Annotated in this window: 18 protein-coding genes; 1 reads left to right on the top strand and 17 read right to left on the bottom strand. The window is 70.8% G+C overall.

Translation table 11 applies throughout. From position 1 onward, the window contains the following. Positions 1-51: 51 nt before the first annotated feature. Positions 52-579 (bottom strand): hypothetical protein, encoded by a 528-nt coding sequence (locus CXQ92_RS00360; protein WP_104164273.1) that lies wholly within the window; start codon positions 577-579, stop codon positions 52-54. An 86-nt stretch (positions 580-665) separates the two neighbouring features. Between CXQ92_RS00360 and CXQ92_RS00355 the strand changes: the two genes are divergently transcribed. After that, positions 666-1196, top strand: a complete 531-nt coding sequence (locus CXQ92_RS00355; RefSeq protein WP_258069611.1) for a flavin reductase family protein — start codon at positions 666-668, stop codon at positions 1194-1196. A 41-nt stretch (positions 1197-1237) separates the two neighbouring features. On the opposite strand, the gene dnaE is transcribed toward CXQ92_RS00355, so the two are convergent. The 16 genes from dnaE to murF all read right to left on the bottom strand — a co-directional run bounded on the left by dnaE (position 1238) and on the right by murF (position 20401). Further along, entirely contained in the window at positions 1238-4777 is a 3540-nt protein-coding gene (gene dnaE, locus CXQ92_RS00350) for a DNA polymerase III subunit alpha (RefSeq protein ID WP_258069610.1), read from the bottom strand. 71 nt (positions 4778-4848) lie between these two features. Continuing rightward, entirely contained in the window at positions 4849-5784 is a 936-nt protein-coding gene (locus CXQ92_RS00345) for an RluA family pseudouridine synthase (protein ID WP_104164269.1), read from the bottom strand. Next, positions 5774-6313 (bottom strand): signal peptidase II, encoded by a 540-nt coding sequence (lspA, locus tag CXQ92_RS00340; protein ID WP_104166557.1) that lies wholly within the window; start codon positions 6311-6313, stop codon positions 5774-5776. Before lspA ends, CXQ92_RS00345 begins: the two co-directional genes overlap by 11 nt. A gap of 282 nt (positions 6314-6595) precedes the next feature. Then, positions 6596-7228, bottom strand: a complete 633-nt coding sequence (locus CXQ92_RS00335) for a DivIVA domain-containing protein (protein WP_104164267.1) — start codon at positions 7226-7228, stop codon at positions 6596-6598. A 147-nt stretch (positions 7229-7375) separates the two neighbouring features. Next, positions 7376-7666 carry a YggT family protein gene (locus CXQ92_RS00330; RefSeq protein WP_104164265.1) on the bottom strand — a complete coding sequence of 97 codons (291 nt, stop codon included), beginning with the start codon at positions 7664-7666 and terminating at the stop codon, positions 7376-7378. A 57-nt stretch (positions 7667-7723) separates the two neighbouring features. Then, complete coding sequence (locus tag CXQ92_RS00325) at positions 7724-8245, bottom strand: cell division protein SepF (RefSeq protein ID WP_104164263.1); 522 nt, start codon at positions 8243-8245, stop codon at positions 7724-7726. A gap of 95 nt (positions 8246-8340) precedes the next feature. Continuing rightward, entirely contained in the window at positions 8341-9105 is a 765-nt protein-coding gene (locus CXQ92_RS00320; RefSeq protein WP_104166553.1) for a YggS family pyridoxal phosphate-dependent enzyme, read from the bottom strand. Next, entirely contained in the window at positions 9102-9851 is a 750-nt protein-coding gene (locus CXQ92_RS00315; RefSeq protein ID WP_258069608.1) for a polyphenol oxidase family protein, read from the bottom strand. The genes CXQ92_RS00320 and CXQ92_RS00315 overlap by 4 nt, the downstream gene beginning before the upstream one ends. A 3-nt stretch (positions 9852-9854) precedes the next feature. Then, positions 9855-11054: a cell division protein FtsZ gene (gene ftsZ, locus CXQ92_RS00310; RefSeq protein WP_104164261.1), complete on the bottom strand. Its 1200-nt coding sequence runs from the start codon at positions 11052-11054 to the stop codon at positions 9855-9857. A gap of 222 nt (positions 11055-11276) precedes the next feature. Next, a complete protein-coding gene (locus CXQ92_RS00305; protein WP_104164259.1) occupies positions 11277-12107 on the bottom strand; it encodes an FtsQ-type POTRA domain-containing protein in 831 nt (276 codons plus the stop codon). 26 nt (positions 12108-12133) lie between these two features. Next, positions 12134-13681: a UDP-N-acetylmuramate--L-alanine ligase gene (gene murC, locus CXQ92_RS00300; RefSeq protein ID WP_104164257.1), complete on the bottom strand. Its 1548-nt coding sequence runs from the start codon at positions 13679-13681 to the stop codon at positions 12134-12136. Continuing rightward, the gene (gene murG, locus CXQ92_RS00295) at positions 13678-14799 is read right to left on the bottom strand and encodes an undecaprenyldiphospho-muramoylpentapeptide beta-N-acetylglucosaminyltransferase (RefSeq protein WP_104164255.1); all 1122 of its coding nucleotides are present in this window, start codon (positions 14797-14799) and stop codon (positions 13678-13680) included. The genes murC and murG overlap by 4 nt, the downstream gene beginning before the upstream one ends. Positions 14800-14824: 25 nt before the next feature. Next, a complete protein-coding gene (gene ftsW / locus CXQ92_RS00290) occupies positions 14825-16210 on the bottom strand; it encodes a putative lipid II flippase FtsW (protein ID WP_104164253.1) in 1386 nt (461 codons plus the stop codon). Continuing rightward, a complete protein-coding gene (gene murD / locus CXQ92_RS00285) occupies positions 16210-17790 on the bottom strand; it encodes a UDP-N-acetylmuramoyl-L-alanine--D-glutamate ligase (RefSeq protein WP_104164251.1) in 1581 nt (526 codons plus the stop codon). The genes ftsW and murD overlap by 1 nt, the downstream gene beginning before the upstream one ends. After that, the gene (mraY, locus tag CXQ92_RS00280) at positions 17787-18887 is read right to left on the bottom strand and encodes a phospho-N-acetylmuramoyl-pentapeptide-transferase (RefSeq protein WP_104164249.1); all 1101 of its coding nucleotides are present in this window, start codon (positions 18885-18887) and stop codon (positions 17787-17789) included. Before mraY ends, murD begins: the two co-directional genes overlap by 4 nt. Further along, positions 18884-20401, bottom strand: coding sequence for a UDP-N-acetylmuramoyl-tripeptide--D-alanyl-D-alanine ligase (murF, locus tag CXQ92_RS00275; RefSeq protein ID WP_104164247.1), 1518 nt, complete (start codon positions 20399-20401; stop codon positions 18884-18886). Before murF ends, mraY begins: the two co-directional genes overlap by 4 nt. Position 20402 lies beyond the last annotated feature (1 nt).

The raw sequence follows: 20402 nt of genomic DNA, 5'->3' as shown, positions 1-20402 counted from the left end.
AGTGCCGTACGCCCGCTCACCCACGGGCGTCCCTCCCGACAGGCGCCGTGGTCAGGTCCGGCGGCGCGCGAGGCCGATGAGGGCCGTGGCGAAGATGATGACGGCGGCGACGGCCGGCCAGATGGCCAGGGCGCCGTAGGAGTGCAGCAGGAAGTCGGATCCGGGCAGCCCGTCCTGCCCGTGCGGTCCGAGCAGGTACGCGAGGCCCTCCCCGACGGCGAGGGCGAGGAGGGAGCCGAGGGCGGACCCGCCGACGGCGGCAAGGATGCGCGCCACCGCGGCGGGCAGCATGAGCCGCAGGGCCACCACGGTGCCGACGGCGATCCCGGCGACGAGTTCGAGGCCGGCGAGGGTGAGGTCCCGGAGGAGCCACTGGTCGGCGGAGGACGGATCGCCGAACAGGCGTCCGGTGGGAGCGAGGAGCCACCATGCGGCGCCCACGACGGCGCCCAGGAGGATCGTGGACCCGAGCCACCAGAAGACCCCGGCGGGCGGCACCGATCGCCGGTCCTCGGCCACGGAGTAGACGGGAGGCGGGTAGTTGCTCGGTCCGGTGGCCGGTTCCCTGCTGGCACGCATGACTTCTACATTAACAAACCGCTCCGCCCCCGGGGTGCGCGCCTAGGGTTGGGGTGTCCAACGCCGAGAGCCCCCGGAGGAACCACGTGAGCAACCCAGGCACCGCCGCGCCGCCATCGACCTCGCCCACGGGCGTGCACGCGGAGTCCTTCCGCGAGGTCTTCCGCCGCCATGCCGCCGGCGTGGCCATCATCACCGCCACCTACGACGGCGTGCCCTACGGTTTCACGGCGACGTCCGTGGCGTCGCTGTCCGCCGAACCGCCGCGCTTCTCGTTCAACATGGCGCGGTCCTCGTCCTCGTGGCCGGCCGTCGCGAACACCAGCTTCGTGGGCGTCCACATGCTCAGCACCGAGAACGAGGGCCTGGCGAACCGCTTCGCGCGCACGAAGGACCGGTTCACGGGCGACCACTGGGAGCCGGGACCGGAGGGCGTCCCGATCCTCCGGGACGTCGCCGGCTGGCTCGTGGGACGCATCAGCATGCGCCTGTCCTTCGAGAACAACGCCGTGGTCGTCGCGGAGGTGGTCGCGGGGACCATCGGTCGCGACGGCGCTCCCCTCCTGTACCACGGCGGCAGTTACGGGACGCCGACGGCCACCGACTACGTCATCTGACGCAACGTCATCTGACGCCGGCACCCGCCCGGACCTGCCGGTCAGGCGTCGAGGCAGGCCGGCCCGAACAGGATCTTGAGGTCCCCGAAGAGTCCCGGTGTCGGGTTGACGCGCAGGTCCACGCCCAGCTTCATCACCTCGACCTTCCGCGAGCCGTTGAGCCGGATCAGCACCTCGCTGGTCCCGGGGTGTGTCCTCAGCACGTCACCCAGCGCCGTGACCGCGGTCTCCGTCGCCTTGTGCTGCAGCATGGAGATCACCACCGGCCCGGAGTGCCCCTCGCTGAGGTCCGGCACCGTCAGTTCCTGCGCGTTGAGCATCACGGCGCCGTCGTCGCGGCGCTGGAGACGGCCGCGCACCACGACGATCAGGTCCTCCGCGAGGACCGCCGAGATGGGGCCGTAGACCTGGCCGAAGAACATGACCTCCATGGACCCTGCGAGGTCCTCGACCTCCGCCCGCGCGTAGGCGTTGCCGCTGTTCTTGGCGATCCTGCGCTGGAGCGAGGTGATCATGCCGGCGATGGTGACGATCGCACCGTCCGCCGGCCCCTCCTCGCTGATGATGGACGGGATGGAGGAGTCGGCGTGCTGGCCGAGGATGCCCTCCAGCCCCTGGAGGGGGTGGTCCGAGACGTACAGGCCGAGCATGTCCCGTTCGAAGGACAGCTTGTCCTTCTTGTCCCACTCGGGCAGGTCCGGCACCTCGACGGACAGGCCGCCCACGACGCCTCCGGCGTCGTCGAACGCACTGAAGAGGTCGAACTGGTTCGCCGCCTCGTTGCGCTTGAGGACGATCACGGAATCCACGGCCTCCTCGTGGATCATCGCGAGGGCCCGCCGCGGATGCCGCAGGGAGTCGAAGGCGCCGGCCTTGATCAGGGATTCGATGGTGCGCTTGTTGCAGACGACGGCGGGCACCTTCTGCAGGAAGTCGCTGAACGAGGTGAACGCCCCCTTCTCCTCCCGCGCCCCCACCATCGCGCCGACGACGTTCGCGCCGACGTTGCGGATCGCGCCCATGCCGAAGCGGATGTCCTTGCCGACCGGGGTGAAGTTCACGCTCGACTCGTTGACGTCCGGCGGCAGGACGGTGATGCCCATTCGGCGGCACTCGTTGAGGTAGATCGCCAGCTTGTCCTTGTCGTCGCCGACGCTCGTGAGCAGTGCCGCCATGTACTCGGCCGGGAAGTGCGCCTTGAGGTACGCCGTCCAGTAGGACACGAGCCCGTACGCCGCGGTGTGTGCCTTGTTGAACGCGTAGTCGGAGAAGGATTCGAGGACGATCCACAGCTTGTCCATCGCGGCCTGCGAGAAGCCGTTGGCCTGCATGCCCGCGAAGAAGTCGGCCTGCTGCTTGTCCAGCTCGGACTTCTTCTTCTTGCCCATCGCGCGGCGGAGCATGTCCGCCTGGCCGAGCGTGAAGTTCGCCAGCTTCTGGGCGGCGCTCATCACCTGCTCCTGGTAGACGATGAGGCCGTACGTGCCGCCGAGGATCTCCTCGAGCGGCCCCTCGAGCTCGGGGTGGATCGGCTCGATGTCCTGCAGGCCGTTCTTGCGCAGGGCGTAGTTCGTGTGCGAGTTCACGCCCATCGGACCGGGCCGGTACAGCGCCAGGACGGCGGAGATGTCCTCGAAGTTGTCGGGGCGCATGAGCTTCAGCAGCGACCGCATGGGCCCGCCGTCGAGCTGGAACACGCCCAGCGTGTCGCCGCGTGCCAGGAGTTCGTAGGACTCCTTGTCGTCGAGTTCCAGGTCCTCCAGGACGAGGTCGACGCCCTTGTTGGCCTTGATGTTCTCGACGGCGTCCGTGATGATCGTCAGGTTCCTCAGGCCGAGGAAGTCCATCTTGATCAGTCCGAGGCCCTCGCAGGTGGGGTAGTCGAACTGGGTGATGATCTGGCCGTCCTGCTCACGGCGCATGATCGGGATGATGTCGATCAGCGGGTCGGAGGACATGATGACGCCGGCGGCATGTACGCCCCACTGGCGCTTCAGGCCCTCGAGGCCGAGGGCCGTCTCGAACACCTTCTCGGAGTCGGCGTCGGTCTTCAGGAGCTCACGCAGCTCCTCCGCCTCGGAGTAGCGCTTGGCGTCCTTGTTGTGCACGTCGGCCAGGGCGAGGCCCTTGCCCATGACGTCCGGCGGCATGGCCTTGGTGAGCCGCTCCCCTGTGGAGAACGGGTACCCCATGACGCGGGAGGAGTCCTTGAGCGCCTGCTTGGCCTTGATGGTGCCGTACGTGACGATCATGGCCACGCGCTCGTCGCCGTACTTCTCGGTCACGTACCGGATGACCTCCGCGCGGCGCCGATCATCGAAGTCGACGTCGAAGTCGGGCATCGAGACGCGCTCGGGGTTGAGGAAGCGCTCGAAGATCAGGCCGTGCTTCAGGGGGTCGAGGTCGGTGATGCGCATCGCGTACGCCACCATGGACCCGGCACCCGAGCCGCGGCCCGGCCCCACCCGGATGCCGTTGTTCTTCGCCCAGTTGATGAAGTCGGCGACCACGAGGAAGTAGCCGGGGAAGCCCATCTGCGTGATGACGCCGACCTCGAACTCCGCCTGCTTGCGGACGTCGTCGGGTACGCCCGCCGGGTAGCGGTACTGCAGTCCGGTCTCGACCTCCTTGACGAACCAGGACTGCTCGTTCTCGCCCTCCGGCACGGGGAACCGGGGCATGTAGTTGGCCTTGGTGTTGAACTCGACGTCGCACCGTTCGGCGATGAGCAGCGTGTTGTCGCAGGCTTCCGGGTAGTCGCGGAAGATGGCGCGCATCTCGGCGGGCGACTTCAGGTAGAACTCGTCGGCGTCGAACTTGAAGCGCTTCGGGTCCGCGAGGGTGGACCCGGACTGGACGCACAGCAGGGCCGCGTGGGCCTTGGAGTCCTCGGCGTGCGTGTAGTGCAGGTCGTTGGTGGCCACGAGCGGCAGCCCGAGGTCCTTCGCGAGCCTGATCAGGTCCGCCTTGACGTTCCGCTCGATGTCGAGCCCGTGGTCCATCAGTTCGCAGAAGTAGTTCTCCGCCCCGAAGATGTCGCGGAAGTCCGACGCCGCCTGCCGCGCCTCGTCGTACAGGCCGAGCCGGAGCTTGGTCTGGACCTCGCCGGACGGACAGCCCGTGGTGGCGATGAGCCCCTTGCCGTAGGTCTGCAGGAGGTCCCGGTCCATGCGCGGCTTGTAGAGGTAGCCCTCGAGGGAGGCGAGGGAGGACATCCGGAAGAGGTTGTGCATGCCCTCGGTGGTCTCCGACCAGAGGGTCATGTGGGTGTAGGCGCCCGCACCGGAGACGTCGTCGCGCCCGCCGCCGCCCCACTGCACCCGGGTGCGGTCGTTCCGGGCGGTCCCCGGGGTGAGGTAGGCCTCCACGCCGATGATGGGCTTGATGCCGGCGCTGGTGGCCTTGCTCCAGAAGTCGAAGGCCCCGAACACGAACCCGTGGTCCGTGGTGGCGAGGGCCTTCATGCCGAGTTCCTCGGTGTGGCTGAAGAGGTCCGTCAGCCGGGCGGCGCCGTCGAGCATCGAGTACTCGGTGTGGTTGTGGAGATGGACGAACGAATCTGTTGATGCAGGAGTAGCCACCCCCCGAGTCTAGTGCTCCCCCTACCCCGCGGCGGGCCCCGGGGCGTGTCGTCCGGGGTCGCCCCGGCGTGTCACACCAGGCCGTCGGACAGGGCCGTCAGGGCGTACGCGAGATCCACCGGATACGGGCTCGTCGCGGTGACCGGCTCACCCGTGCGCGGGTGCGCGAAGCCTAGGCGGTGGGCGTGCAGCCACTGCCGGGTGAGGCCGAGTTCCGCCGCCAGGCGGGGGTCCGCCCCGTACGTGAGGTCCCCCGCGCAGGGATGGCGGAGCGCGGAGAAGTGGACGCGGATCTGGTGCGTCCGTCCGGTCTCGAGGTGCACCTCGACCAGGCTGGCCCGGCCGAAGGCCTCGAGCACCTCGTAGTGCGTCACCGAGTCGCGGCCGCCCTCCATGACCGCGAAGCGCCACTCGTGGTGCGGATGGCGTCCGATCGGCGCGTCGATGGTGCCCTTCAGCGGCTCCGGCAGCCCCTGCACGACGGCGTGGTACACCTTGTCGACCGTGCGCTCCTTGAAGGCGCGCTTGAGGGCCGTGTAGGCGGGCTCGGTCTTGGCGACGACCATCGCCCCCGAGGTGCCGACGTCGAGCCGATGGACGATGCCGACGCGCTCGGGGGCTCCCGACGTGGAGATGCGGTAGCCGGCCGCGGCGAGTGCGCCGACCACCGTGGGCCCCACCCAGCCGGGCGACGGGTGGGCGGCGACGCCGACGGGCTTGTCCACGACCACGAAGTCCTCGTCGTCGAGCAGGATGCCCATGCCGTCGACAGCCTCCGGGATGACGCGGTGCCTGTCCTGCGGATCCGGCAGGTCGACGTCGATGCCGTCACCGGCGTGGACGCGGTCCGACTTCGCCAGCGGCACGCCGCCGCGCAGCACCCGCCCGTCCGCACACCACTGCGCGACGGCGGAGCGGGAGGCGTCCAGCAGGCGGGCGAGGACGGCGTCCGCCCTGTTCCCGTCCTCGGTCTCCGGGATGATGAGCTCCCGGCGGTCACCTGCCATGATCGTCCCGGTCCTGGGTCGGGTCGGCCGCCGGGCCCGTTGCCGGGTCGGTTACCGGGTCGGTCGGCTCGTCGTCGCGGCGACCGTCCAGGCCGATGCCCCGCAGGGTCAGGATGCAGATGAGCACCACGCCGCTGACGACCGCCGAGTCGGCGATGTTGAAGATGGCGAAGTTCGGCAGGGCGATGAAGTCCACCACGTGGCCCTGGCCGAACGAGGGTTCGCGCAGGAGGCGGTCCGTCAGGTTGCCCAGGGCGCCCCCGAGGACGAGTCCCAGCGCCACCGACCACCCGCGGGAGGCGACCTTCCTCACCTGCAGGATGAGGGCGGTGGACACGACGACCATGATGATCGTGAACACCCAGGTGTAGTCCGTCCCGATCGAGAACGCGGCCCCCGGGTTACGGAAGAAACGCCAGCTGAGCAGGGGCGGGAGGACCGGCGTGATCTGCCCTTCGGTCATCGTGGACACGACCCACCACTTGGTGAGCTGGTCGGCCACATAGATGACCAGCGCGCACGCGAGCATCAGGAGCCCGTAGCGCGCCGGGATGCGGTGCGCGGGTCCCGGGGCATCCGCCGGGATGCTGTCCGCTGCGGCCGACGGATCGCCGTCGGGCTCGGGGGTGGTGTCGGCGGGCTGGTGCTCGTTCACGGTCCATCCAGGGTGTCGGGGCTGTGTGGTCTGTCGTCGGGGCTATCGGGGCGGGCCCGGTGGCTCCCGACGCCGGAAGGACCGGCTCCCGGGGTCGTGCCCCGGCAACCGGCCCTTCCACTGCTGCGCCGACGCGGGTCGGGCCAGGACGTCTCGCTAGGAGGCGGACTCGGTCGCGAGGGAGTCGCGGGCATCGAGGTCGCGGAGCTGGCCCTCGATGTAGGCCTTGAGGCGTGCGCGGTAGTCGCGCTCGAAGCCGCGGAGCTGCTCGACCGTGCTCTCGAGGACCGTCTTCTGCTCCTCGAGGTCCCCGAGGGTCTTCCGGCTCTTCTCCTCGGCCGCGTCGACGAGGCCGGTGGCCTCGAGCTGGGCTTCGGCGATGATCTTGTCGCGCTGCTCGACGCCCGCGTTGACGTATTCGTCGTGCAGGCGCTGCGCCATGGCGAGGACGCCGGCGGCGGATTCTGCCGAGGTGACGGAGGCCGCGGTCGCGGGGATCGCAGCGGGGCTGGTCTCGTCGTCGGCCTGGGTGACCTGGGCGGACTCCTCGTCGGTCGCCTTCTCCGTGTGCGTGCTCGCCGCGACGGGGGCGGGGATCGTCGTGGCCTGCGAGGCGTCCGAGGGGTCGTCCCCGAGCCTGCGGCGCAGTTCCTCGTTCTCGGAGTTCAGGCGGCGGAGCTCGACGACGATCTCGTCGAGGAAGTCGTCCACCTCGTCCTGGTCGTAGCCCTCGCGGAACTTCGTCGGCTGGAACCTCTTGTTGACAACGTCTTCTGGCGTCAAAGCCATGTGGTCACCTCATACTGATAGGAGCCGGCCCGCCGACTGGCGGTCATGGCTGCGGTACCGGATTGTGGACATGAACCGCTGGACTCACGTCGAACTGTGCATCAGCGTATATCTTCCCGGGTGTCATTGCCGAAACGGCCCGGGAGGCTATCGTGCGAGATTCGCGGACACGGACATCAGGATCAGCACGACCACGAACAGTGCCAGGAATGCCAGATCGAGCTGGACCCCGCCCAGGCGGAGGGGCGGAATGAGTCGGCGCAGGGCCTTGATGGGGGGATCCGTGACCGAGTAGATGCCCGAAGCCAGCACCAGCGCCGACTTCTGGGGACGCCAGTCGCGGGCGAATCCCTGGACGGCGTCATAGATGATGCGCAGGATCAGGGCGAGCTGGAACAGCATCAGTACCAGGTAGATCAGGGCGAATACCAGACTCACAGAGCAGTTTCAGTCCTTCGTGCCTTGGAGGGTCTTGCGCGACCGGAGGGCCGCAGCTCAGCTCTGGTTGAAGAAGCTGGTCTGTCCTTCGCTTGCCTTCAGGTCCTCGCCGAGTACTTCAATATACGACGGCGAGAGCAGGAACACCTTATTCGTGACCCTCTCGATGCTCCCGTGCAGGCCGAACACGAGGCCCGCCGAGAAGTCGACGAGGCGCTTGGCGTCGGACTCCCCCATGTCGGTGACGTTCATGATCACGGGGATCCCGTCGCGGAAGCTCTCGCCGATGAGCTTCGCGTCGTTGTACGAGCGGGGGTGGATCGTGGTGATCTGGCGCAGGGCGGCGGAGTCCTCGCGGGACGACGGCGCGCGCTTGATCGGCGTGACCGGGGCCCGGTATTCCTCGGCGGGGGCCACGCGGACGGCGGCCGGAGCCGGCTCGAGGTGACGCTCGTCGCGATCGTAATCCACCGTGTAGTCCTCGTTCCTGCTCTGCGCGCTTTTCGATTCGGGCTCGTAGTGCTCATCACCGTCGGCGAGCCCAAGGTAGATCATTGTCTTGCGCAGTGCGCCAGCCATGGTGACTCCTGTTCTGAGAGTGGATCGGTGGGTCCGGGGTCCTGCCATAGGCCACCGACCCCGGTGCCCGTCGTACCGCCGTTCTAGCGTCGACGCTACCCCACCGCCGGACGCGGACCGAGGACATCAGACCCGATCCTGAGGTGTGTCGCCCCGGCGGCAACGGCCTCCTCGAGGTCCCCGCTCATCCCCGCCGAGACGGCGGATGCGGCAGGGTCGACGCCGCGGACCTCGGCCGAGATGCGCAGGAGCCGTTCGAACACCTCGACCGGGTCGGCGCCCAGGGGCGCCACGGCCATCACCCCTGCGAGCTGGAGGCCGTCCGTCGCCGCGCAGGCCTCCGCCAGTCCGGCCGCCTCGGAGGGGTGGGCCCCTCCCCTGCCCGCGGATGCCTCCGCGGGACCGGCTCCGGCATCGAGGGTGAACTGGAGGAAGCAGCGCAGGTCCTCCCGGGCACCGGTCCCCGCAGCGGCCCGCCGCTCCTGCTCCGCCCTGACGGCCTTGCCGAGCGACGCGATGAGCGGGAGGCGATCCACGGAATGCACGCTGTGGGCGTAGCGGACCACCGACCGGGCCTTGTTGGCCTGCAGCTGCCCGATGAAGTGCCACGCCAGGGTGAGGTCCTGCAGTTCGGCCGCCTTCGCCGCGGCCTCCTGGTCGCGGTTCTCACCGACGTCGGTGACGCCGAGTCCGGCGAGGATCCGCACGTCGGACGCCGGGAAGTACTTGGTGACGACGATCAGCTCCGGTTCGCCGCGTCCGGCCGACGCCGCGGCGGACGAGATGCGGGTCCGGACGGCCCGCAGGCGTTCCGCCAGCTCGCGGTCCCGGGCGGAACCCGGTGACACCTCGGGGCTCACGTCCGCCACACGAGGCCCGCGATGCGCCCGGCTCCGGGCTCCCGCCGGTGGGAGTACAGCCGGGGGTTCTCGACCGTGCAGCAGGGGCCGCTCCCACGCAGGGGTTCGACCCTGGCGCCGGCCCGTGCGAGCTGCAGGTGGACGGCCCTCGGCAGGTCGAGTGCCGGCGTCCCCTGCCGCGTCCGCGACGCGGCCTCGGGCAGGACGCGCGCCATCGTCCTCATCATGTCGTCGGGCACCTCGTAGCAGGAGCCGCACACGGACGGACCGATCCACGCCGTGAGCTCGCGTGCTCCGTGGCGGCGGAGCGTCCTGACCGCGTGCTCGACGATGCCGTTGCCGACACCCACGCGGCCCGCGTGCACCACGGCCGTGGCCCCCGTCCCGCCGTCCGCGATCGGAGCGTCCGCCAGGACGACCGGCACGCAGTCGGCGACGAGGACGGCGAGCGGCTCGTTCCCGTCCGGCGACACCATGCCGTCCGCGTCGGGCGCGTCCTGCGTGGTCGGGCCGACGACGGCGACGCGGTCCGAATGGGTCTGGCCCATGAAGCGCAGCGCGCCGCCGGGGATGCCCATCGCGGACTCCAGCCGACGGCGGTTGCCGCGGACGACGTCGGGCTCATCACCGACGTGGAGGGCGAGGTTGCCCGCCCCCACGGCCGTGAATGCGACCCTGAGCCCCGCGCCGACCTCCTCGTGCCAGTGGAACGCGGAGGTCGGCCCGGGCACGCCGTCCGTGTCCACCGACTACTTGAGGAAGTCGGGCACGTCGAGGTCGTCCGAGCGGCCGGCCGACAGGTCGGGCTCGACGATGGCCGGCAGGTCGACGTCGAAGCCCGAGTCCGCCGGGACGGCCTGGACGTTCTGCGCACGCTGCTGCGACCAGGCACCGAGGCCCGCGGTCGCCGCACCGGCCATGCGCTGCTGGTCGCCGCCCACGCGGGGGGCGACGGCGGGCCGTGCCGCCGGTGCTGCTGCAGCGACGGGCTGGGACGTGGCGTCCACCTGGTCGAACCCTGCCGCGATGACCGTCACGCGGGCCTCGTCACCGAGGGCGTCGTCGATGACGGCGCCGAAGATGATGTTGGCCTCGGGGTGCGCGACCTCCTGGACGAGGCGCGCCGCCTCGTTGATCTCGAAGAGGCCGAGGTCGGAGCCGCCCTGGATGGACAGCAGGACGCCGTGGGCACCGTCGATGGAGGCCTCGAGCAGCGGCGATGCGATGGCGAGTTCGGCCGCCTTGACCGCACGGTCCTCGCCGCGTGCGGAACCGATGCCCATGAGGGCCGAGCCCGCGCCCTGCATGACGGACTTCACGTCGGCGAAGTCGAGGTTGATCAGGCCCGGAGTGGTGATGAGGTCGGTGATGCCCTGGACGCCCGAGAGCAGGACCTGGTCCGCGGAGCGGAACGCGTCGAGCATCGAGACGTTGCGGTCGCTGATGGACAGCAGGCGGTCGTTCGGGATCACGATGAGCGTGTCGACCTCTTCGCGGAGCGTGTCGATGCCGCTCTCCGCCTGATTCGACCGGCGACGTCCCTCGAAGGTGAACGGACGCGTGACGACGCCGATGGTCAGGGCGCCGAGGGAGCGGGCGATCCGGGCGACGACGGGCGCACCACCGGTGCCGGTTCCGCCACCCTCACCGGCGGTGACGAAGACCATGTCGGCCCCGCGCAGGACCTCCTCGATCTCCTCGGAGTGGTCCTCGGCGGCGCGGCGGCCGACCTCCGGATCCGCTCCGGCGCCGAGCCCGCGCGTGAGTTCGCGGCCGACGTCGAGCTTGACGTCGGCGTCGCTCATGAGCAGGGCCTGGGCGTCGGTGTTGATGGCAATGAACTCCACGCCACGGAGTCCGACCTCGATCATCCGGTTGACGGCGTTGACGCCGCCGCCGCCGATGCCGACGACCTTGATGACGGCCAAGTAATTCTGAGGTGCTGCCACGTCCTGTGTCCCTTGTTCGAATCTGTGTGCTGTACGGGGGTCCGCCGGTGCTCCGGCGTCGACCTTCACCCGAAATAACGTTAACGTTCAGGTTGAGGGTTAACGTTATGTCAAGTAACTTCTATGTTCGACGCTAGGTGCATACGCATCCCGTTGCAAAGACCGGGCACAGTGTGTCGGCGTGTCGGCCCCCGATCCCCCGTGTCGCAGGCCGCCGCGGCGTCATCGTGTCACCGGCCGGTCCGGTGTGCTGACGTCGAACACCTTGACGGGCGGGTCGGTCGCGGGGACCGACAGCATCGCCTCGAGGACCCTCGCCTTCTCCGCACTGCGCTCGGCGCTGCCCCAGAAGATCTTCTGCTCCCCCGAGAGCGAGAGCTGGATGGAATCGACGCTCGACGCCGACGCGCTGTTGAGGCGCGACAGGATGCCCGCGGGCAGTTCGACCAGGACGGCGGTGATCGAGGAGAACACCTCGGAGTTGACGGCGTTGGCGCCGCCGTCGATCAGGGGCAGCCTGACGTCGTCGCGCCGGGCGACCTGCTCGAGCTGCCGGCCCTCCGCGTCGATGAGCACGAATTCGTGGCCGTTCTGCAGGACGGCGACGGGCACGCGCTCCTTCAGCGTGACCACGAGCGTGGACGGCGGCTCCGCCGCGATCCCGACGTCCTCGATGGGTGCCTTGTCGGCGAGCAGGTCCGCCACCTGCTCGCGTGAGATCCGGGTCAGCGGCGTCCCGGTCAGGGGCGCGAGGGCCGCATCGACCTCGGCGGTCGTGATTAGCGTGTTGCCCTGCACGGAGACCGTGCGGAGGGCGAGGGCCGGCGAGAAGATCACGTACGCGACCAGCCCTCCGAGGACGAGCATCAGGGCGACGACGGCGATCAGGGTGTTCCTCAGCCGGTGGGAGCGCCGCGGGGCCGGGAAGTCGAGGACCGTCCCGGAGGCGCCCCGCTCCGGTCGCCCGGCGAGCGTGGCGGTGCCGCCACGGGCGGTGCTGCCGGTGGTGCTGTTCCTCGCGCCCGGGGCGCGGGTGCCTCTCGCGCCGGGCACCCGCGTCGCGGGAGGCTTCCGCGGCGTCATCCGGCGGCCCCCGCCGGGCCCGCACCGGCGGCCCGGTCCGTCAGCAGGCCGACGAGCCGGATGCCGTACTGCGTGACGTCCCCGGCGCCGATCGTGAGGACGATGTCACCGGACCGGGCGCCGCCGACCACGGCCTGCAGGGCCTCGTCCGGGTCCGGGACGTACGCCCCGCCGGAGCCGCGCATGAGGTCGGTGATCGTCCAGCCTCCCACGTCGTCGACGGGGTCCTCCCGCGCCGCGTAGACCGGCAGGACGACGGCGGTGTCGGCGAGCGAGAGCGCGTCGGCGAACCCTGCGGCGAATTCCCGGGTGCGGGAGAACAGGTGCGGCTGGAACAGGACGTGCACGCGGTGGTCCCCGGCCACCGTCCGCGCCGCGGTGAGCGCTGCCTGCACCTCGGTCGGGTGGTGGGCGTAGTCGTCGAAGACCCGCACGCCGTCGCCCTCGCCGCGCGCCTCGAACCGGCGTGCGGCACCCGAGAACAGGGACAGGCCCGTCGCGGCGACGGCCGGGTCGACGCCGAGTTCCAGCGCGACCGCGAACGCCGCCGCCGCGTTCAGGATGTTGTGGCGCCCGGGCACGCTCAGTTGCAGGTCCTGCTCGGCGTCCAGGCCGTCGACGGCGAAGGACAGGACGCTGTTCGTGGTGCTGCCGACCGCCCGTGTGGCGCCGATCCGGATGTCGGCCGTGTCGGCGTAGCCGTAGGTCCGGACCCGGCGCGTCCCGGGGATGGCCGCGGCCAGCGCGGCGGCCCCCGGGTCGTCGGCGCAGGCGACCAGCAGTCCGTCCTCGGGCAGCCGGTCCGCGAACCGCCGGAACGCGGCATGGACGGCGTCGGCGGTGCCGTAGTGGTCCAGATGGTCGGCCTCGGCGTTCGTCACGACACTGATGCGCGGCGAGTAGTTGAGGAAGGAGCCGTCGGATTCGTCGGCCTCGGCGACGAACACGTCCCCGCCGGCCCACTCCGCGTTGACGCCGAGTGCCGCCACGTCACCCCCGATCGCGAACGACGGGTCGAGCCCTGCCTGCCGCAGCAGGACCGTGATCATGGCCGTCGTCGTCGTCTTGCCGTGGGTCCCGGCGACCGCGACGGCGAGACGGCCGCTCATCGCCGCGGCCAGTGCCTCCGACCGGTGGAGCACGGGCAGACCGCGGCGCCGGGCCTCGGCGAGCTCCGGGTTGCTGTCGCGGATCGCCGAGGAGATGACGACGGTCCCGTGCTCCGGGACCGCGGCCGCGGTGTGGCCCACCTGCACGTCGGCGCCGAGGGCGGCGAGGGCGCGCAGCCCCCGGGACTCCGCCGCGTCGGACCCCGAGACGCGCAGTCCACGCCCGAGGAGCACGCGGGCGACGGCGGACATGCCGGCTCCCCCCAGGCCGATGAAGTGGACGGGTTCGGCCAGGACCGCGTGGGCGGCTCCGGTGCTGGTCGTGGTGATGCTCGTGGTGATGCTGGTGCCTTCCGTCGTGCCGTTCGCGGGTGTGGAGGTCCCGTCGCCGGCGGTCCTGTCGTGTCCGGCGGTCCTGTCGTGTCCGGCGCTCATCGGCGGGACTCTGCGAGGGCCAGGACGAGCTCCGCCATGCGCCGGTCCGCGTCCCGTACGCCCTGGGCGTAGGACGCCGTCGACATCGCGGCGAGCCGCGGGGCGTCGGAGACCAGCGGCAGGACGTTCCTCCGGATCCAGTCGGCGGTGAAGGCCTGGTCGTCGACGGCGATCGCCCCGCCGCACTCCACGAGCCCCGCCGCGTTGAGCCGCTGCTCACCGTTGCCGTGGGGCAGCGGGACCAGCACGGCAGGCAGACCCACGGCGCCCACCTCGCTCACGGTCGCGGCACCCGCGCGCGCGACCAGGAGATCGGCGGCCGCGTACACGCGCTCCATCCCGTCCACGAACTCGACCTGGTGGTACCCGGGCACTGCCAGCGGCGCGCCGTCGTCACCGGGGACCTGCTTGCCCCTGCCGGTGATGTGCAGGATCTGGATGCCCGCCGCGGTGAGCTCGGGCACGGCGCCGGCCACGGCGCGGTTCAGGCTCGCCGCTCCCGACGACCCGCCCGTGGCGATGAGCGTGGGCCGGTCCGGGTGGAGCCCGAGGGAGGTGCGGGCGTCGGCGCGTCCGGCGGCGCGGTCGAGGTCGGCGATGCTGCGGCGCATGGGCATGCCCACCAGGACCGCGTCCGTGAGGCCGGTGCCGTCGAACGCGACGGCGACGCGTGCCGCGATCCGCGCGCCCACCCGGTTGGCGATCCCGGGGCGGGCGTTCGCCTCGTGGATCACGACGGGGATGCGCCGGGTCCACGCGGCGAGGTACACGGGCGTCGACACGTACCCGCCGACCCCGACGACGACGTCGGCCCCTGCGTCCGTCACGATCGCCCGCGCCTGCCGGACGGCCCGGAGGAGGCGCACCGGGAGCTTGAGGAGGTCCGTCGACGGCCGTCGTGGCATGGGCACCCGGTCGATGGTCCGCAGCTCGTAGCCGGCCGCCGGGACGAGGCGCGTCTCCATGCCCGTTTCGGTGCCGACCGCCGTGATGCGGGTGCCCGGACGGTCCTCGGTGATGGCCCCCGCGATGGCGAGCAGCGGGCTGATGTGGCCGGCTGTGCCGCCGCCGGCGAGGACGACGGACACCGCGCGGTCGTCGGTGGTGGGGTGTGTCATGGAAGTACGGGGCCTCTTCCGGAGGTTAGGACGCGGACCGGTCCGGTGCCGCGACGGCGGAGTGCGGGGTCTTCCGCGCGAAGGAGAGCAGGACACCGACGGCGGCGAGCGTGAAGGTCAGCGCGGACCCGCCGTAGGAGATGAAGGGCAGCGGCACGCCGATGACGGGCAACAGGCCCGTCACCATGCCGATGTTGACGAACGCCTGGCCGATCAGCCAGACGAGGATGGACCCCATGAGGATCCGCACGAACGGATCGGTGTAACGCATCGCCACGCGGATGGTCGCCACGGCGAGGATGCCGAACAGCAGCACGACCACGAAGGTGCCGATCAGCCCGAACTCCTCACCGATGATGGCGAAGATGAAGTCGTTGTGGGCCTCGGGGATCCAGTTCCACTTCTGCCGGCTCTGGCCGATCCCGACCCCGAACCAGCCGCCGGAGGCCATGGCGAACAGCCCGTTGTCGGACTGCATGCACAGGTCCGTCCCGTCGTCGCAGTTGAGCCGGAGCCACGCGGCGATGCGCCCGCCACGGTTCGAGCTCGTCGCGACCATCAGGAGAGACCCGACGACGGCCACGGCGCCCACCAGGGTGAACATCTTCAGCGGCGCGCCGGCGAAGAAGAGCGCCGCGGCGGCGATCATCATGAGCACGAGCCCGGTCCCCAGGTCCCCGCCGATCAGGACCAGGCCGATGGGCAGCCCGCCCAGCGGCAGTGCGGGGATCAGGGCGTGCTTCCAGTCGCGGATCAGGGCCTTCTTGCGCTCGAGCACCGCCGCGAACCACAGGGCCAGCGCGAGCTTCGCGGGCTCGGAGGGCTGGATCGTCTGCGAGCCGATCCGGATCCAGTTCTTGTTGCCGTTGATCTCGACGCCGATGACCAGCACGAGGACGAGCAGCACGATCGCGAGCCCGAGGCTCGGCCAGGCGAGCGCCTTGTAGGCGCGGGGTCCGACCCGGGACAGCACCAGCATCAGGATCAGGCCGGCACCGGCCCAGACGGCCTGCTTGAGGAAGAGGTCGAACGTGTCCTTGCCCTCGGAGATCGCCTCGACGGAGGACGCCGAGAGCACCATCATGAGGCCGATGGCGGTGAGCGCCAGGGCCGCGCCCAGGATCAGGTAGTAGCTGGAGCCGGACGGCGAGTGGTCCGAGCCCTCGAGGACCTCCCAGCCGCGCCGCACCCGGGCGCGCAGGCCCTTCGCCGGCTCGTCGGCGGGCGCGCCTGCTCGCCCGCCGGGGGCCGCCGTGGTGGCACCGCCCCGGACGGTACGCCCGGTGATCGCGGGACGGGGCGTCGACGGCGAGGAGGGCGTCCCTCCGGAAGGGGCCGGCCGCCCCGCCCCCGTGGTCCGGCCGGACCGGACGGAGGGCTTGCGTCCTCCCGGACGGGTTGGCGTGCTCATTACGACTCCTTAGCGGTGATGCCCTGTCCGCCGCGGGCCCGGACGGCCGCCATGAAGGCCGACCCCCGGTGCGCGTAGGAGGAGAACTGGTCCATCGACGCGGCGGCCGGCGCCATGAGTACCGTGTCGCCGTCCCGGGCGAGCCGCCCTGCTTCCGCGACCGCCCACCGCATCAGGGCGTCTCCGGCCGGCGGGTCGGGTGGCCCGCCGGAGCCGGGCCCCCGTCCAGTGTGAAGGCTCGGCGGGAGGGAGACGGGAACATCGGGCGCGTGTCGGGAGAGCGCCCCCTGGAGGGGTGCGGGATCCTCGCCGAGCAGGACGACGGCGCGGAGGCGCCCGGCGTGCTCCCGCACGAGGTCCTCGTAGGAGACTCCCTTGGACAGGCCACCGGCGATCCAGACGACGGACTGGAAGGAGGCGAGCGATGCCGAGGCGGCGTGCGGGTTGGTGGCCTTCGAATCGTTGATCCACAGCACGCCGTCCTCGTTCGCGACCACCTGGATGCGGTGGTCGCCCGGCTGGAAGGCGCGGATCCCGTCGCGTACCGCTGCGGCGGGGACGCCGGCGGCCCGGACAAGCGCGGCGGCGGCCAGCGCGTTGGCGACGAGGTGGCGCGGCACCACCTCGCCGAGTTCGCTGATGGACGCGAGTTCGGCGGCCGAGTCCTTGCGCTGCTCGATGAACGCGCGGTCGACCAGCAGGTCCTCGACGACGCCCATCATGCTGATCGACGGCATGCCGGTGGTGAACCCCACGGCGCGGCAGCCTTCCATGACCTCGGCGTTCTCGACCATGGTCTCCGTCTCGCGCTGCTCCACGTTGTAGATGCAGGCGATCTTCGTCCGTTCGTAGACCGAGGCCTTGGCCGCGAGGTAGGCCTCGTAGCTGCCGTGCCAGTCCACGTGGTCCTCGGCGATGTTGAGGCACACGCTCGCCAGGGGTTCGATGGAATGGGCCCAGTGCAGCTGGAAGCTGGACAGTTCGACGGCGAGGACGTCGTAGCCCAGGGGGTCGCGGATGACGTCGAGGATCGGGGTGCCGACGTTGCCTGCGGCGACGGCGCGCCTGCCGTCGGCGATCAGCATGGACTCCGTCAGGCCGACCGTGGTCGTCTTCCCGTTGGTCCCGGTGATCGTGAGCCATTCGGCGGTGGTGCGGCCCTCGCGGATCCTGACGCGCCACGCCAGCTCGACATCGCCCCAGATGGGGATCCCGGCGGCCGCGGCGTCGGCGAGCAGCGGCTGCGTGGGAGGCCACCCGGGCGAGGTGACGACGAGATCGGGCCGCTCGCCGTCGACCAGGGGCAGGGTTGCGGCATGGTCCGCGCCGAGCAGGACGTCGCGTGCACCGACGATCCGCAGGGTGTCGGCCTTCGCCTCGTTCGCGGGCGTCACCCCGGCGTCGACGACGACGACCACAGCGCCGAGCTCGATGAGGGTGTCCGCCGCGGAGAAGCCTGAGGCTCCGAGGCCGGCGACGACGACCCTGAGCCCGGCCCAGTCGGCGTCCCACGAGGTGAGACCCGCGAGGCGCGGTGTCTCCCAGGTGTTGGGCACGCCCTTCCCGTCCGGTGCGCTCATCCCACGACCCATTCCGCGTAGAAGATGCCGAGCGCTGCGGCCACGAACAGGCCCGCCAGGATCCAGAACCGGACCACCACGGTGACCTCCTGCCAGCCCTTGAGCTCGAAGTGGTGCTGGAGCGGCGCCATCTTGAAGACGCGCTTGCCGCCCGAGAGTTTGAAGTAGCCCACCTGGATGATGACGGACAGGGTGATCATGACGAACAGGCCGGCCAGGATCACCAGGAGCAGTTCGGTGCGGGAGAGGATCGCGAACCCGGCGATCGCGCCGCCGATCGCGAGGGACCCGGTGTCCCCCATGAAGATCTTGGCGGGTGAGGTGTTCCACCACAGGAACCCGACGAGCGCACCGCACATCGACCCGGCGATCAGCGCGAGGTCCAGGGGGTCCCGCACCTCGTAGCAGACGCTGCCCGCGCCCGGCGAGCCGCAGCTCTGGTTGCTCTGCCAGATGCCGATCAGCATGTACGCGCCGAAGACGAGGATCGAGGCGCCGGCGGCGAGCCCGTCGAGGCCGTCCGCGAGGTTCACCCCGTTGCTGGCCCCGGTGATGATGAGGTTCGACCAGATGACGAAGAGGATCGCTCCGAGGACCGTCCCGGCGAAGGCGAGGTCGATCGGGGTGTCGCGGATGAACGAGATGGCCGTGGAGGCCGGGGTACGCCCTTGCTCATTGGGGAACATCAGGGCCAGGACGGCGAACGCGACGCCGACGCCCGTCTGGCCGGCGATCTTCGCCGGGGCCGACAGGCCGAGGCTGCGCTGCTTGGAGATCTTGATGTAGTCGTCGGCGAAGCCCACGAGGCCCATGCCGCCGGCGAGGAAGAGGAGCAGCAGGCCCGAGGCGCTGGGCCCGGAGGCGGGAGCCCCGATCGCCATCATCAGCAGGTGCGTGAGGAAGTAGGCCAGCAGCACGGATCCGACGATCACGGCGCCGCCCATGGTCGGCGTCCCGCGCTTGGTGTGGTGCGCGGTCGGTCCGTCGTCGCGGATGAACTGGCCGTAGCTCTTCTTCACGAGGAGCCTGATGAACAGGGGTGTTCCGACGAAGGCGAAGATCAGGGCGGCGGCCGAGCCTATGAGGATTGCTATCACGGCTGGGGGGCCTTTCCGGAAGCGTCTGGCGTGCCGACCGCTTCAGAGTCTGCTGCAGTGTGGTTCGGGCTGTGGTCCGGGTTGGGCTGCTGCGCTATCCGGTCTCCGAGGAACCGGAGCCCGGCCCCGTTCGAGGACTTGAACAGGACGATGTCGCCCGGCTCGAGCTCGGCGGCGAGCAGCCGCTCCGCCGCCTCGACGTCGTCGACGTGCACGGCTTCGCTGCCCCATGATCCCTCGAGCACGGCGCCGTTGAAGAGCGCCCGCGTGTTGGGGCCCACGCAGACGAGCTTCGAGATGTTGAGCCGGACGACCACGCGGCCCAGGAGGTCGTGCTCCTCGATGCTGCTCTCGCCCAGTTCGAGCATCTCGCCGAGGACGGCCCACGTCCGCCGGCGACCGCGGCCGAGTTCGGCGAGGGTCCGCAGGGCGGCGCGCATCGACTCGGGGTTGGCGTTGTAGGCGTCGTTGATGACGGTCACCCCGTCGGCGCGCTCGGAGCGCTCCATGCGCCAGCGGCTCGCGGCCGCCAGGCTGCGGAGGCCCTCCGCGATCCGGTCGGGGGCGCATCCGACCTCGTAGGCGACGGTCGCTGCGGCCAGCAGGTTCGTCGTGTGGTGCAGTCCGAGGAGCGGGGACACGACGTCGTGGTCGCTGCCGTCCGGGAACGTGAGGGTGAACGAGGGGTTCCCCTCGGGCGTCGTCGTACTGTTCCTCGCCCGGACCACGTCTCCTTCGGCTGCGAAGTCCTCCGAGGAGGTGAAGAACGCGGTGCGCGCACCGGTCCGGGACCGCATCGCGAGGACGCGCTCGTCGTCGGCGTTGATGACGGCGGTACCCGTCGCGGCGAGGGCCTCGAGGAGCTCCCCTTTCGCCCGGGCGATGTTCTCGACGCCGCCGAACTCCCCCGCGTGGGCCGAACCGACGCCGAGGACGACGCCGACGTCCGGCTGGACCAGCGAGGCGAGGTAGGCGATGTGGCCGGGCTTGGTGGCGCCCATCTCGATCACGAGGTACCGCGTCTCCCACGTCGCCTCGAAGACCGTCAGCGGGACGCCGACCTCGCCGTTGTAGGAACCCCGGGGAGCAACGGTGGGGCCTGCCTGGGCGAGGATGCCCGCGAGGAGGTCCTTGGTGGTGGTCTTCCCGGCGGAGCCGGTGATGCCGATGACGGTGACGTCGCCGGCGGCCCGCAGCCGGCGGACCGTCTCCGCGGCGAGTTCGCCCATCGCGAGGATCGCATCGGGGACGACGACGGAGGGGTAGGGGGCGTCGTCCGGTCCGGTGACCTCGCGCTCGGCCAGCGCCAGGACCGCCCCGCGGGCGAAGGCACCTCCCAGGTGGAGGTGCCCGTCGGATTCCTCGCCGGGCTTGGCGACGAAGAGCGCCCCGGGGACGCACTCCCGCGAATCAGTGGCTGCGGAGGTGACGGTGATGGCGGGGCCGGCGGGATCGATCCCGACCGGTCGTCCGCCCGTGAGTGCCGCGATCTCGGCTGCGGTGAATTCAATCATG

Origin of the sequence: Arthrobacter sp. SX1312 (genome assembly GCF_002929295.1) — a bacterium.
GTDB lineage: Bacteria > Actinomycetota > Actinomycetes > Actinomycetales > Micrococcaceae > Arthrobacter_D.
Note: the sequence above shows the minus strand (reverse complement) of the source record. Positions and strands in the feature narration are given on the sequence as shown.